This window comes from Puniceicoccaceae bacterium (assembly GCA_040224245.1).
In the GTDB taxonomy this organism is placed as follows: domain Bacteria; phylum Verrucomicrobiota; class Verrucomicrobiia; order Opitutales; family JAFGAQ01; genus JAKSBQ01.
On the sequence record JBEGIR010000099.1, the window covers coordinates 53,837 to 67,950 of the forward strand.

General features: G+C 55.2%; 11 protein-coding genes. 10 read left to right on the top strand and 1 reads right to left on the bottom strand.

The window, feature by feature from the left end; genetic code table 11:
• Positions 1-18: 18 nt before the first annotated feature.
• From gndA to ABQ298_16395, 8 genes are all read left to right on the top strand, one after another.
• A complete protein-coding gene (gndA, locus tag ABQ298_16360; protein ID MEQ9825957.1) occupies positions 19-1,518 on the top strand; it encodes an NADP-dependent phosphogluconate dehydrogenase in 1,500 nt (499 codons plus the stop codon).
• A 137-nt stretch (positions 1,519-1,655) separates the two neighbouring features.
• Positions 1,656-2,297 carry a bifunctional 4-hydroxy-2-oxoglutarate aldolase/2-dehydro-3-deoxy-phosphogluconate aldolase gene (gene eda / locus ABQ298_16365; GenBank protein MEQ9825958.1) on the top strand — a complete coding sequence of 214 codons (642 nt, stop codon included), beginning with the start codon at positions 1,656-1,658 and terminating at the stop codon, positions 2,295-2,297.
• 141 nt (positions 2,298-2,438) lie between these two features.
• Complete coding sequence (uxaC, locus tag ABQ298_16370) at positions 2,439-3,836, top strand: glucuronate isomerase (GenBank protein ID MEQ9825959.1); 1,398 nt, start codon at positions 2,439-2,441, stop codon at positions 3,834-3,836.
• A gap of 37 nt (positions 3,837-3,873) precedes the next feature.
• Entirely contained in the window at positions 3,874-4,911 is a 1,038-nt protein-coding gene (locus ABQ298_16375; GenBank protein ID MEQ9825960.1) for a TRAP transporter substrate-binding protein, read from the top strand.
• A 26-nt stretch (positions 4,912-4,937) separates the two neighbouring features.
• Complete coding sequence (locus tag ABQ298_16380; GenBank protein ID MEQ9825961.1) at positions 4,938-5,441, top strand: TRAP transporter small permease; 504 nt, start codon at positions 4,938-4,940, stop codon at positions 5,439-5,441.
• Positions 5,438-6,724, top strand: coding sequence for a TRAP transporter large permease (locus tag ABQ298_16385; GenBank protein ID MEQ9825962.1), 1,287 nt, complete (start codon positions 5,438-5,440; stop codon positions 6,722-6,724). Before ABQ298_16380 ends, ABQ298_16385 begins: the two co-directional genes overlap by 4 nt.
• 63 nt (positions 6,725-6,787) lie before the next feature.
• A complete protein-coding gene (locus tag ABQ298_16390) occupies positions 6,788-8,662 on the top strand; it encodes a tagaturonate epimerase family protein (protein MEQ9825963.1) in 1,875 nt (624 codons plus the stop codon).
• 155 nt (positions 8,663-8,817) lie between these two features.
• The gene (locus tag ABQ298_16395; GenBank protein ID MEQ9825964.1) at positions 8,818-9,711 is read left to right on the top strand and encodes a serine/threonine protein phosphatase; all 894 of its coding nucleotides are present in this window, start codon (positions 8,818-8,820) and stop codon (positions 9,709-9,711) included.
• A 72-nt stretch (positions 9,712-9,783) separates the two neighbouring features.
• Here the strand turns inward: ABQ298_16395 and ABQ298_16400 are convergent, their stop codons facing one another.
• Positions 9,784-11,211, bottom strand: coding sequence for a mechanosensitive ion channel domain-containing protein (locus ABQ298_16400; GenBank protein MEQ9825965.1), 1,428 nt, complete (start codon positions 11,209-11,211; stop codon positions 9,784-9,786).
• A 265-nt stretch (positions 11,212-11,476) separates the two neighbouring features.
• Between ABQ298_16400 and ABQ298_16405 the strand changes: the two genes are divergently transcribed.
• Together ABQ298_16405 and ABQ298_16410 are read left to right on the top strand one after the other, a co-directional pair.
• On the top strand, positions 11,477-12,076 hold the full coding sequence (locus ABQ298_16405) for a flavin reductase family protein (protein ID MEQ9825966.1): 600 nt from the start codon (positions 11,477-11,479) through the stop codon (positions 12,074-12,076).
• A gap of 94 nt (positions 12,077-12,170) precedes the next feature.
• Positions 12,171-12,788 carry a LysE family translocator gene (locus tag ABQ298_16410; GenBank protein ID MEQ9825967.1) on the top strand — a complete coding sequence of 206 codons (618 nt, stop codon included), beginning with the start codon at positions 12,171-12,173 and terminating at the stop codon, positions 12,786-12,788.
• The last annotated feature ends 1,326 nt before the right edge of the window (positions 12,789-14,114 follow it).

The window sequence follows — 14,114 nt, forward strand, 5'->3', positions numbered from 1 at the left end:
CAACCACACAATCACAACATGACTGAAGGAACATCAGAAATCGGTCTCATCGGACTCGCCGTTATGGGACAAAATCTGGCTTTGAACATTGCCGACCACGGCTTCCGGATCTCGGTCTACAACCGCACCGCATCCAAGACCAAGGCATTTCTCGCTGACAACACCTATCTCGGCGATACGCTTGTCGGTTTTGAAGATCTCGGTGAATTTGTCGCCTCACTGAAAACGCCACGCAAAGTCGTGATCATGGTGCAGGCTGGTGCCGGGACAGACGCCGTCATTGAACAGCTTACCCAGGTGCTCGACAAGGGAGACATCATCATCGACGGCGGAAACTCCAAATGGACAGACACCATCCGGCGTGAAAAGGAACTCAGTGACAAGGGCTTTCATTTTGTCGGAAGTGGTGTTTCCGGAGGTGAAGAAGGCGCACGTTTTGGTCCGTCCCTCATGCCCGGTGGCACTCGCACCGCATGGGAATCACTCGAACCCATCTGGAACGCCATCGCCGCAAAGGTGGATGATACCGGACACGAAATTCGCGGAGCCACTCCGGGCAATCCCGTCAAGGGCGGCACTCCCTGCTCTGCCTACATCGGCGAAAATGGAGCCGGCCACTATGTGAAAATGGTGCACAATGGCATCGAATACGGCGACATGCAGATGATCTGCGAAGCCTACGATATGATGCGGAACCTGCTCGGCATGAAGCCTTCCGAAATGGCTGATGTGTTCAAGCGCTGGAATGAAGGGGTGCTCAATAGTTATCTGATTGAAATCACTGCCGAGGTACTGGGTCAAAGCGATCCGGAAACCGGTGCGCCGCTCGTCGATGTCATCCTTGACGCTGCTGGACAGAAGGGCACTGGAAAATGGACGAGCGTGAGTGCGCTGGATATGGGCGTTCCCGCTGCAACCATCGCAGAAGCCGTGTTTGCGCGCTGCATCAGTGCAATCAAGGAGGAACGCGTGAGCGCTTCGCGCGAACTGCAGGGTCCCGAACATCCCAAAGGACTGAACCGCGATGTTTGGCTGGAAGCGATTCACGATGCGCTCTACTGCGCCAAGATCTGCTCCTATGCGCAGGGTTTTCAATTGATGAAGGCAGCCGAAGCAGAATATGGCTGGACACTCAACTTTGGAGAAATCGCCATGATCTGGCGTGGTGGGTGCATCATTCGCGCGAGCTTTCTCCAAAAAATCAAGGAAGCCTATGACCGCAATCCCGGTCTGAAAAATCTGCTGCTCGATCCCTTCTTCAAGGATGAGATCTCAAGAGCACAGGACCACTGGCGCAAGGTCGTGGTCGCATCGGCGCAATACGGGGTTCCAGCACCGTGCTTTTCAAGTGCCCTGGCCTATTTTGACAGCTATCGCACCGCCAATTTGCCACAAAACCTGCTCCAGGGACAGCGCGACTTCTTCGGCGCCCATACCTATGAGCGCACGGACAAGGAACGGGGACTCAAGTTTCACATCGACTGGCCCAAGCCCAATCGTCCGCAACTGAATGCCTGACTCCAGAATTCACAACAGGCCTCCGGTCACCGGAGGCCTCTTTCCCTTATCATCCCAAAAGCACCTCTTTAACCGCACAAGTCACCGACCCTCCGAAATCATTCCACTTTTCACTGAATCCCAAAATCCAACATTCCATGTCCCTCTTTGACCAAACCAACAATCCGCTCATTATGCCGGTCATCGTAATCAATGATGCCGAGCGAGCCATCCCACTTGCGGAAGCCCTGCTGGAAGGCGGACTCAACTGGATCGAAATCACGCTGCGCACGGAAGCGGCTCTGGAATCCATCCGCCGCATCGCCAAAGCACTCCCCGAAATGCGGGTCGGCGCCGGAACTGTGATCACCGAAGCCCTTGCCCAACAAGCCATCGATGCGGGTGCAACCTTTGGTCTGGCTCCAGGATTCAGCCGCAAAATCCTTCGGGTGTTCAAAATGAACGATGTCCCCTTCATTCCCGGGGTCTGCACTCCAAGCGAAATCACCACCGCCTTTGAACACGGCTATCGCAGGCTGAAATTCTTCCCCGCCGAACCTGCGGGAGGTGCCAGCTACCTCAAGGCAGCCAACGCTCCCTTCCAGTCTTACGGCATTCAGTTTTGCCCGACGGGAGGACTGAATCTGAAGAACATGGCCGACTACCTTGCCCTGCCAGAGGTCTTCACCATCGGGGGTTCCTGGCTCGCTACTGGTTCACAAATCAACAACGGTGAGTGGAAGCTCATCACCGAGCAAACCCGTCAGGCACTCGCCAAGGCCAACGAAATCCGCAGCTAACTTCATCTGTTTTCTACCCCTTTTCCCTTTTGCATCAGAACCCAAATGAACAGGATCGGACGGCTCACTCCATCGATTGAGTGAGTCGTCCGAACTCCACTGAGTCTACCTGCTCACGTCACCACCACACCCCAAAATTCCATGACTGCCTTCATTCACGATCACTTTCTGCTCCACACCGAAACTGCCCGTGAACTCTATCACAGCTACGCGGCCAACGAACCCATCTTCGACTATCACTGTCACCTTTCGCCAAAAGATCTTGCCGAAAACCGTCGCTTCTCCAACCTCTACGAAATCTGGCTGGCCGGAGATCATTACAAGTGGCGCGCCATGCGCCTGAACGGCATTGATGAGCAATACTGCACGGGTGATGCCGACCCTTACGAAAAATTTCTGGCATTTGCAAAAACCGTTCCCTACACGCTGCGCAACCCACTCTACCACTGGACTCACCTCGAGCTGGCTCGGTATTTCGGAATTCACGAGTTGCTCGATGCAGACACCGCTCCGTCCATCTGGGAACGTGCGAACGCTCAGCTACAGGGCGACGATCTCACAACCTGGGGCATCTTGAAGCGCATGAATGTGGCTTTTATCGGAACCACGGATGATCCGACCGATTCGCTCAACGATCACGCAACACTGCAACGCAGCGACTGTCCGGCAACCGTTGCCCCCACTTTTCGTCCCGACAAGGCACTGGGCATCGACCATACTGTTACGTGGAATGCATGGGTTGACCAGCTGCAGTCCGTTACGGGTGACTCCATCGATTGCCTCAACGACCTCAAGTCCGCCCTGCTGCAGCGCATGGACTTTTTTGACGCCATGGGCTGCCGCGCATCCGACCATGGACTGAGCCACTGCCCGACCCACATCGCCGCAGATTCCGAAGCCGAACGTATCTTTCTTCACGCCCGCGAGGGTCAAACTCCAAATCCACAGGCAGCCGAAGGTTTTGCCGGTAACCTGCTCGCCTTTCTCGGCGAGGGCTACGCCGAGCGCAACTGGGTCATGCAGCTGCACCTGGGTGCCGCCCGCAACAACAATGCCCACCTCTTCCAAACCCTTGGCGCCGACATCGGTTGCGATTCCATCAACGACGAAAGCCAGATTACCGGGCTGACCTGCCTTCTCGGCGAGCTTTCCCTACGTGAAAAACTACCCCACACGATTCTTTACAATCTCAACCCCGCCCAAAACTACCCCTTTGCAACCATGTGCGGAAACTTCTTCGAGGCGGGGGTCAAACACAAAATCCAGTTTGGCAGTGGTTGGTGGTTCCTGGATCAGTGGGAAGGCATGACATGGCAGCTCAATGCGCTTTCCAGCTTGGGTCTGCTCGCTCACTTCGTGGGCATGCTGACCGATTCGCGCAGCCTCATGAGCTATCCACGCCACGAGTATTTCCGCCGACTGCTCTGCAGCTTGCTCGGTGAAGACATCGAAAAGGGTATCATCCCGGGCCAGATGGAGCATGTTGGCTCCATCGTGCGCAACATTGCCTATCGCAACGCCCAATCGTTTTTCAAATGACCCCGCCCCGACAACGTCTCGTTCAACCCCTGTTCTCATGAAAAAACCCACATCCTACTTCATTCTCGGCATCGCCATCGGCTGCATCATAAGCAGTCTGTTTTTTGCCGCGCTCTCCCGAAACTTTCATACCGGAGAGGCGGGTGCACGCTCAGTACAACAGCTCAAACTCGGCCATGCGCTGCCCACAACTCACCCGGTTCACGCTGGCATCGAGTTCATGGCAGAACGCCTCAAGGAACTGTCGGGAGGAGCCATGGAAATTATCATTTTCCCATCCGAACAGATGGGCGATGAAACCAAATGCATCGAACAGGTGCAAATGGGCACACTCGCGATGACCAAGACCAGTTCTGCCCCGATGGGAAACTTTGTCGAGGTGCTGAAGGTCTTCAGCCTACCCTACCTTTTTCGCGACGCCGACCACTACTGGACTGTGCTCGAAGGTCCCATCGGTAAAGAAATGCTGCAGCGGCTTGCCACCCGGGATGACGGTCGGCCCAGCGGTTTCATTGGTCTCGGATATTTCGATTCAGGCAGCCGGAATTTCTACTCCACTTCTCCCATCTACTCTCCGCAGGACATGCGCGGGAAAAAATACCGCGTCATGCGGGACCCAGTTGCCATGGACATGGTTCAGGCCATGGGTGGCTCCCCCACTCCCATTCCCTGGGGTGAACTCTATACCGCGCTCAAACAGGGAGTAGTCGACGGTGCGGAAAACAACCCACCGAGCATCATCTCGTCCCGTCACAGCGAAATCTGCAAGTATCTCACGCTCGATGCCCACTCGCGCATTCCGGATATTGTGATCATCAGTGAAAAAATCTGGGGCCGACTCTCACCACAGGAACAGGTGTGGCTGGAACAGGCCATGCAGGAGGCCACCGTCTTTCAGCGCGATCTCTGGGCAAAATCCACACAGGAGGCTCTGGAACAAATGCAGCGCGAAGACAGGGTCGAAATTCTTGAGGTTGATCTTGCGCCTTTCCGCCAGGCGGTACAACCCGTGATCGACAAGTATGCCACGGGTGACATCCGTGACATCTATGATCGCATCCAGGATGTGCAATAATGGTAACCCCCAAAGGAACATCCATCATGCAAACGATCACCCAGTTGCTGCACCGCATTCTCGCAGGGCTTTCCATCTCCATTTTTGTTCTGCTGATCGTTGACGTCGTGCTCGGCGTCAGCTCGCGCTATCTCTTTGGCGGTCAAATCCGCTGGACCGAAGAACTCGCAACCTTCCTGCTCGTCTGGCTGGTTTTCTGTGGCTCGGCCATCGCCTACCACGACCGGGCACACCTCGGCATTGACCTGCTGGTGAACAGTTTCGATCCGGATGTGCGCAGGCTCGCCACCATTCTGGGGCACATTCTGGTATTTGCATTTGTGGCTTTGGTCATGGTCTGGGGTGGCAGCTCATTGACAATGGAGCGTCTCGATTCCGACCAGATGATGTCCACACTGGGTATCCAGAAAGCGTGGCTCTATCTCTCGATTCCGCTCAACGGAACCTTCATTCTCTGGTTCAACCTGAGCATGGTGATCGCCATTCTTACCGGTAACGATCAAGCCGCTGGAGAGGAGGTGCAGGCATGAGTGTCGCCATTGTCATTCTCATCGTACTGTTTGTCGTACTCTTGTGCATCAACGTTCCCATTGCCATTGTGCTGGCTGCCGTCACGGCCGTATCAGCATGGGCACTGGGATACGAACAGGTGCTGGTCACCATTGCCGCTGATATGGCATCGGGACCCGAAAGTTTCACCTTGCTCGCCATTCCGTTTTTTATCCTCGCGGGCGAATTCCTTGGCGCGGGTGGACAGGCACGGCGCCTGATCGATTTTGCAAGCGCACTGGTTGGACGCTTTCCGGGGGGACTGGCCTGGGTGAACACGCTCACCTGCATGCTCTTTGGCGCCATTTCCGGCTCCGCCGCCGCCGCCGTCTCCTCTATCGGGGGGACCTTGATTCCGGAAATGAACCGCAAGGGCTACAATCGCGACTTCAACATCGCACTCACGACAACATCCGCAACAACCGGGCTGCTCATTCCACCGAGCAATGTCATGATCGTGTATGCGGTGTCCATGGGCAATGTCTCCATCGCCAAACTCTTCCTCGCAGGCATCATGCCCGGAGTGTTGGTGGGCCTCATGATCATGATCCTCTGCTATTTCATCAGCTTGAAGCAGGGTATTGGTGGCATGGACAAGAGCGAAAAGGGAATCCTGCGCACGGGATTCGATGCCTTTCCCAGTCTGCTTCTCGTCGTGGTCGTGCTCGGCGGCATTCTCGGAGGCATTTTCACTCCGACCGAAGCTTCTGCCATCGCCGTGCTCTGGGCATTTCTGCTCGCAGTGATCGTCTATCGTGAAATCAAGTGGGTCGACCTTCATCACATCCTCTACCGTGCGCTGCGCACGACGGCGGTTGTGCTGCTGCTGGTTGCCGCAAGCCGGGCCATGAGCCAGTTCTTGACCGCAGAACAGATTCCCCAACACTTCAGCGCCTTCCTGATGGGGATCAGCGACAATCCGATCATCATCCTGCTGACCATCAACCTGCTCCTGCTCGCAGTCGGCATCTTCATGGACATGACACCGGCAGTCCTGATCTTCACGCCGATTCTGGCTCCCGTCAGCGCGTCACTGGGCATCGACCCAGTGCATTTTGGAATCATCATGATCACCAATCTCTGCATCGGTCTCTGCACCCCTCCTGTGGGAACCTGCCTCTTTGTGGGCTGCAGTGTGGGCAAGGGCGACATCGCCCGGGTCTCGCGCGCGATGATTCCTTTTTACATCGCCATGATTGTCGCGCTGATGCTCATCAGCTACATCCCGGCCATCAGCATGTGGCTGCCCTCCCTGCTGGGCTGATGTGTCAACGCGTCCATTCCCCGCATCTCTTTTCCAAAATCAGTGTCTCCCAACCCACGTATTGTGAAACCGATCAACCGATTCCTGCTCAAGCACAACATTCGCATTGCCAACAATCCCTGTATCAGCCCGGATTTCTGCCTGGACTGGAGTGGACTTCAGGACAACATCCGTCGAGGTTCGATCCTTGAGCACTGCGCCAGTCAGATCCAGCTGCCCTCCGGCTCCATCACGCTCGTAAGCGATGCCACAGGTGACCACGCCTGGAAGTGCCAACTCACGCAAGAGGGCAGCAGTTGCGATGGTTTGGGGCAGGGAATGGAGCTCGATGGAATCGATTACTACCCCTGCACCTACGAAAACCTGATCGCGCTCAAGAATCTGGTGCAGGGCAGCGATCCGGAAAGCACCATCTTTCCGAGCACCCGGGGCAATCTCTCTCACAGCACCATTGGGGTCGGTGCGCGCTTCACTTCACTGCACTGGCCTGGGGTATTCTGGGCGATGCGAGCACTCCATATCGGCTTCACTGCCAATCAGAACAGCATACCACGCGAGTTGGTCTACGACGTTGATCAAATGCTCGCCAATGAACTCGACACGGTTCCGTTTCCGTTCATCGGAACCGATGTACCCGAGGGACATCAGGGACAGAGCGTTCAGGGCATGAGCCAGGGGGCCATCATCGAAGGACTCAAGACGGGGTTTCACCACGCCCGCATCCCCTGGAGTTTTAACGCCGACCACCAGCCCATCGGAGGCAAGTTTGATGAGCGCGAGGATGCGCTGGTCGAGGGCTGTCTGTTTGCCAGCTACATCACCTTCGATCTCTCACCTGAGCTGAGTCAAACACGCGTGCCCGATGCCGCAGAAGCGCGCAATGCCTGGGTTCGCACGCACATTGACTCAGGCCTGGTGCAGCGACTGCGCGATCAGGTCGCTTCTGCCGGATACGATTTGCCGGAGGACGAACTCATTTCCCTGCTCTGCTACGTGTGGCCTGCCATGCAGAAAATGAAGCAGCGGGATGACAAATATCGCACCGCGCGGGAGAAGGCTTTCACCCATGAGGTAGGACAACATTACCTGCGTGAACTGTCCATCGATGAACTACCAGGTCTCACCACTGCGCAGACCACGGTCGTGATGCTCGCGCTCTGCGATCTCATGGGCATGCCCGTGCAGTTCATCGCACCAGCGTTTGGATTTCAGAAAAACATGCCCTATCCCGATAACGCAGCACTCGAACGACTCATTCAGTCTCAGTGGAAAGTGTGTGAACCTTTCGGCGTAAGCATCGGCTTTCATTCCGGCTCCGGCAAGTCCGCCGAGAACTATCAGGTAATGGGCCGGGTCACCAAGGGAAATCTGGAGATCAAAACCAGTGGACGCTACACCTACGAGATGGGTGTTGCCTTGCACGCCTCCCCCAACCCCGTTGATCAACAACTCTGGTCCGACTGGTTTGATTTTACAGTGCAGCTTGCCGCCAGGGGTGCTTTCAGTGATCAGGCCACCGAGCGCGACATGGCACGCTCGTTCATCCGTGACGCTTATGCGACCCTGAAGCAACAGGAACCCGCACAACTTTATCAGGATGTCAGCACCTGCCTGGCAGCCCTGCGTGAACTGCCCGCCGACCCAAACCTGATGTTCTGGTTTGAGTACAATTTTCTCTATGTGCTGGCCTCCGAAGGTCGCGCGGACAAGTCAGCCCTGGGCGATCACAGTCCCTTGGGTTATGCCCAGCGCAAGCGTTTCTATTCGATCTCCGACGAAGGGCGCCTGCGCTACTGTCAGAATGTCGCACGCTACCTCATTTTTCTCGCCGAGAATACCGGTCTGGTCGATCCGCAGACCTGCGCGCACGCGCGCCAGCGTCTTGACGCTTACACCGATTACCAGGCGTTCGTAGACTCCATTCAAGCCGATTCCTGACCAGCATTGCGCTCCCTCGCTCGACGAACCATGCCCCATTCGGCGATGCCTCAGGTTACGAAACCTTAACAGAAGAGCGAACTTCCACGATTGCACATCACTCGGGGATATCAGTAGGTTTAGCCGCATCGCCGTGCGAACCCGGCTGAATCACCATGACCCATTCCCATATCCGCCTGATCGCTCTTCTAACCGGACTGCTCACCGCTCTCATTCCGGCCTTGCAAGCCAGTCCTGAGAGCATACTCAGTTTCGCAATTCTGGGGGATGCCGAACCCAAACCGGAAGCGCGTTTCCCCAACCTTAGTGACGCTGTTGACGACATCAATCGTCTCGCAGCTGCTGGCATCATCGAGTTTGCCGCAGGAATTGGAGACCTTCCGCACAAGGGAACGCTCGAGCAATATGTGGCCGTCACGCCTCACCTTCGCAGTTTGAAGGTTCCCTTTTATCCGATCATGGGCAACGAGGAGCACGGTGCTTCAGTCGAACGCTTTCTTGAATTTGCCAATCTATGGAACAAGGGAAAAGTCATGATCGAGGGAACCCGCTATGTGATCGAACGCGATGCGATTGCACTCGTCTTTGCTTCACCGGATTACAGTCGTCAGTTCAGCGACGAAGGCATCGACTGGCTGTTGACAACCATTGATGATCTTGCCCCCAAGCCGGTTATGTTGCTCGTTCATGCCGCGCAGGTGGGTGTATTCCCTGAAAACCCGGAAAAAGGGGTCACTCATCCCCGATTTGCAGCTGAGGTGGTGACTCGTGCGAACCTTCAGGTCGTGATATCCGGGGACCTGCATCTGGATATGGATCGCGTCGAACACTCCAAACAAATCGGCTCCGTCCACTATCTGCACATCCCGGCACTTGAACGCACAAAACTTCCAGACGCGACACGTCATCGCCCCATGTTCCGAGTTGTGCATGTCATGGACAACGGCGAGGTGCGGGTTGATACCTATGAAACCCGCCAGCGCATTCCTCTGGATCGCCACGATTACCGTTTCAACATTGAGCTTCCACCCCTCCGACAACAGCCTTGAGGAAGGGTTTCCGGATTTTCACACCGATCCGGAAGCACAGCCCATTCCCTGAATACATGTCCACCAGGCAGGTTACGCTGATCCATCCAGCGAATCGTGTGATCCGGAGGCTGGATTGAGCACGCGCACTTCGCGCTGCGGGAAGGGGATGCTGATGCCGTGCGCCTTGAAGGTATCCCAAAGCGCAAGGTACACACCTCCACGCACTCCGGCCAGACCTTCGTGTGCGTCCCGAATCCAGAATCGCAGCACATAGTTGATCGAGCTGTCCCCAAATCCGGTAATGTGACAGCGCACTTCATGATCGCTCAAGACTCGCGGCACCTTCAGTGTCGCCTCCACCGCTACTCGCCGCACTAGATGGGGATCATCGCTGTACGAGGTTCCAAACTCGAGATCAATGCGTACGAATTCGTTGGAGTGCGACCAGTTCACCACTTGAGCTGTGATGAAATCCTCGTTGGGGATGAGGTATTCCTTTCCGTCACGGGTGACGACAGAAACATAGCGCGCCCCCAGCGAATCGATCCAGCCAAAGGTTTGCCCAAGACTGATCACATCGCCCGGCTTCACCGACTTATCCAGGAGGATGATAAATCCAGACACCAGATTTGACACCACTTTCTGCAGACCAAACCCGAGCCCCAGTCCAATTGCCCCCGACAATACCGCAAGTCCGGAGAGGTCAAATCCCACCGCCTTCAATCCCAGGAAAAAAGCAGCTCCATAGAGCGCAACCTGCATCAACTTGACGATCAGCACCCGCATGGAGGGGCTGATGTCCTGCTGCGCTTCAATGCGATTCGCCGAGCTTCGCGACAACACTCGTGCAACCACAAACAAGGTCCCCAAAATCAACACGGCCTGCACCACAAGCCATACGGACAGTCGCAATTTTCCAAACTCGATTGCCATGGAATCAAGCAGCTGCACAGTCGTATCCGTAACTCCCAGAATGTTCAGGGTTACCCAGACCAGTGCGACCTTTTGCACAAGATCGCGAAGCATGTGATTGCGAATGATGCGCGTCGCAAGCGTTACCACCAGCCAGGCGGTCGCCAAATTCGCCGCAACTCCCAGCAACACCGCACGGGGAGGACCTGCAAGTTCTCGCGTCACGACCACGGACCCCCACAGCAGCAACACCCACAGCATACCCGGCAAACGCTGCTGCAGCACCACAGCGAATCGCAGTCGCCACTGTGGCCAACCTTCAACAGAGTGCAGCCAATCGTGCATGTGCTTCTGGATGCGTTTACCCAACACTTGGGAAATGAGGAAGAGCAACAGTGTCAGCGCCAGCGCAAACGCATTCCACGGCTGGAGCATCGATGGAATCCACTCCCCTGCCCAGCTCAGGAACGAATCCCAGATGGAGGAGAACTCGCTTCCCAGGCTGCCCATCGTGGGGGTCGCATCTGCAGGTGCTGGTTCCATCCCGATACTCTGTGCCAGGAAACAACATTTCTCAAGTGCATTGAGCGGCGTGGAGGTGTTCATCCTGCAACGTCATTTCCATGCCAAATGACACCACAACATCGGATCAACGGCAAATCGTGGAGTTTTGAAAGGGTTCCAATTTGCTGGCGAAGTTGGAATCATGGATTGTAGGCTCGCATCACCCATTTCCTTGCGCACCTTGCAAGATGGATTCTATTTTTGGGGATGGTGATGCTGCAGGGATCGCCATCGAAGCTGCCAAACTGGACGAAATCGTAAAACCGCTGCCAGCCAACTGAACGGACCTACAACCATGCACATCGAGATGAATCAACTGAGCGCGTCCCAGCGCTACTTCACTCTGACCCAAACGCTGATCCCTCGACCCGTCGCATGGGTGCTCAGCGACAATGGGGACAGCAGTTTGAACCTGGCACCCTTCTCCTATGTTTCACCCGTTAGCAGTGCACCGCCTTTGCTGATGCTCTCAATTGGGAAAAAACCCGATGGAAGCGACAAGGATACTCGTCGCAACATTTTGGAACGCAGCCACTTTGTGGTGCACATTGCATCCGCCACAATGGCAGAACACGTCACCCACAGCTCGGCAACCTTACCTTTTGGTACTTCGGAAGTGGAACAACTGGGTCTGTCCACTTGTGATTTCAACGGCTTTCCCCTGCCCCGTCTGGCGGCGCCCAGCATTGCTCTGGGCTGTCATTTCCACGATGTGACCTATGTCGGTGATTTGCCGCAGGCGATCATTTTTGGGCAGATCGACTCGATACACATTTCCGATGACGTCATCGACACCGTCAACGAACGCTGGCATGTCAATGCCGAAAAAGTGGATGCACTCGCTCGCCTGGGTGCCGACGAATACTGGGTCGGAGGTCGGGTAATTCGCATCAAACGACCCAACTGAAAACATTTTTCATTCAATCTCCCATGACCGATAGTCGTAGCCAAAACATTTTTCGTTGCATGAACTTCACTGAACATTTCGATAAGTCCGCCCGATGACTCCATTCGCCGCCTTTTCCCTGCTCATCATCATGCTCGGCTTGGCTGCCATGCCCAGTGCCAGTGTGGCACTGGTCGTGACGCGCTCAGCAACAGGAGGCTTTCGCCATGGAGTGGCTGTAGCCGCAGGAGTGGTTCTCGGTGATCTTGTGTTTGTCGCTCTGGCACTTCTGGGGATGTCGTTTCTGGCAGAGACCATGGGAGCATTTTTTGCCGTGCTGAAGCTTGCAGGTGGAACCTATCTCATCTGGCTCGGAATCAGTCTGTTGCGGACGCGGAGCGAGCTTTCGGTCGAAACGTCGCCGCAACGTCCCGTTTCCATGCTCACGAGTTTTGCTGCGGGATTCCTGCTCACCCTCGGGGACGTCAAAGCAATCTTCTTCTACGCGAGTCTCTTCCCCACTGTCGTTGAACTATCAACCCTGAGCACAACCGATGTTCTCGCCATTGTTCTGGTGACCCTGCTCGCTGTCGGTGGGGTCAAACTCGTCTACGCCTTTCTGGCCCAACGCATCGTGCGCCGCATCCAAAACCGCCGAATGCAGACCCTCGCGCGCACAACTGCAGGCGGTCTGATGATCGGCGCAGGCAGCTATCTGATCGTCAAAGCATGAGAGTCTGACATTCGCCAGCCGATGTTTCCTGATTCAGTTGTTTAAACCATAAAGGGCATGAGTTCTCATGCCATGCGCAAGCCGGCATGGGGTGGTCAGTCCACTGGATCGGTGGTAAGCACGATCAACCGTCGAAACCCTTTGGGATTTGTGTGTTTTGTACCTTTTGTGGTTGAAGTTTTCATAAAAGAAAGAGTTTGAACCACCGTTTGCCCAGATTCCTCAGATGATGAGGGGTGCAGCGGAGCTGCGATGGCGAAGTAGAAATGCCTGATGGAGAAGGCTGACGCACTGCTGAGGACGGAACATCGTTCAGCTGCGCTTCACTGGATGGACTGGCGAGGCCAGCCCAACAGGATGCGCTATGCGCAACAGGTTTTTTGGGGGTGGGTCTTGAACCTGTTACTGGGAAAGGTCGAGCCGTTGAGGTTTTCGAATGTCCAGGGGTCGAAATTTTTCCAAATTCCGCTACGGGGGATGATGCCTTGGGAGGAGGGGCATGGCGGGTTGGAACGGCGGCTCCCGGTGAGCGGGAGCCCTACGCAAGATAGGGGAATCGCCATGAGAGAAGATGCTACAAGAACAGGGTTGGGCGATGGGTCTCGACTCAATTCTATCTGTGTTTTCTACGAAATCTGTGGTTTAGAAAGAAAGAATGTGAACCACCGATTGCACAGATTTCTCAGATAATGAGGGGTGCAGCGGAGCTGCGATGGCGAAGCGGAAATGCTTGATGTCGAAGCCTTTAACCTTTCGCTAGTTCAGAATTGAAATTCTGTTTCCCAGAAAATATGGGACTTTGGCTGGACCAAAGTCATATGGGCACCGCAGGTTCATTTGTTGAATTTCAAGTAGATGCAGGTTGATGGAGAAGGCTGGCTCAGTGTTGGAGATGCCTGACGCAATGCTGAAGTTGGAACGGCGGCTCCCGACGAGCGGGAGCCCTACGCAAGATAGGGAAATCGCCATGAGAGAAGATTCGATGAGTACAGTGTTGGGTTGGGTCTGATACGATTGATTGTTTCAGATACTGAACCCAGGATTTCTCAAAACACCGTTCGGCATCTGCCGAACTCAAAACGCTTCGATCCATCGGAGCTGCAATAACCCCAACGAGTCGGTTACCAAAACCTTTTTGGTGCTGTGTAACTGTGGGTGGAGAAAAAACCGCAGCCCACCCCGGATGAGGGGGTGTCCCATTTATTGTTGAAACTCGAGGTGGCTTGATGAGTTTGATGTTCGATTTATGGGTTTGGTGCAAGTTTCTTTCGGGGACGAGGGCTGCGAAGGCTCTGCTATCGAGAATGGGCTTAAAACTCGTCGGAG

What these genes read in the sequence shown, in the direction of transcription:
- ABQ298_16400 (MEQ9825965.1), bottom strand. Translation starts at nt 11,211, where the DNA reads ATGAACACCTCCACGCCGCTCAATGCACTTGAGAAATGTTGTTTCCTG.
- gndA (MEQ9825957.1), top strand. Translation starts at nt 19, where the DNA reads ATGACTGAAGGAACATCAGAAATCGGTCTCATCGGACTCGCCGTTATG.
- ABQ298_16410 (MEQ9825967.1), top strand. Translation starts at nt 12,171, where the DNA reads ATGACTCCATTCGCCGCCTTTTCCCTGCTCATCATCATGCTCGGCTTG.
- ABQ298_16385 (MEQ9825962.1), top strand. Translation starts at nt 5,438, where the DNA reads ATGAGTGTCGCCATTGTCATTCTCATCGTACTGTTTGTCGTACTCTTG.
- eda (MEQ9825958.1), top strand. Translation starts at nt 1,656, where the DNA reads ATGTCCCTCTTTGACCAAACCAACAATCCGCTCATTATGCCGGTCATC.
- ABQ298_16375 (MEQ9825960.1), top strand. Translation starts at nt 3,874, where the DNA reads ATGAAAAAACCCACATCCTACTTCATTCTCGGCATCGCCATCGGCTGC.
- ABQ298_16395 (MEQ9825964.1), top strand. Translation starts at nt 8,818, where the DNA reads ATGACCCATTCCCATATCCGCCTGATCGCTCTTCTAACCGGACTGCTC.
- ABQ298_16405 (MEQ9825966.1), top strand. Translation starts at nt 11,477, where the DNA reads ATGAATCAACTGAGCGCGTCCCAGCGCTACTTCACTCTGACCCAAACG.
- uxaC (MEQ9825959.1), top strand. Translation starts at nt 2,439, where the DNA reads ATGACTGCCTTCATTCACGATCACTTTCTGCTCCACACCGAAACTGCC.
- ABQ298_16380 (MEQ9825961.1), top strand. Translation starts at nt 4,938, where the DNA reads ATGCAAACGATCACCCAGTTGCTGCACCGCATTCTCGCAGGGCTTTCC.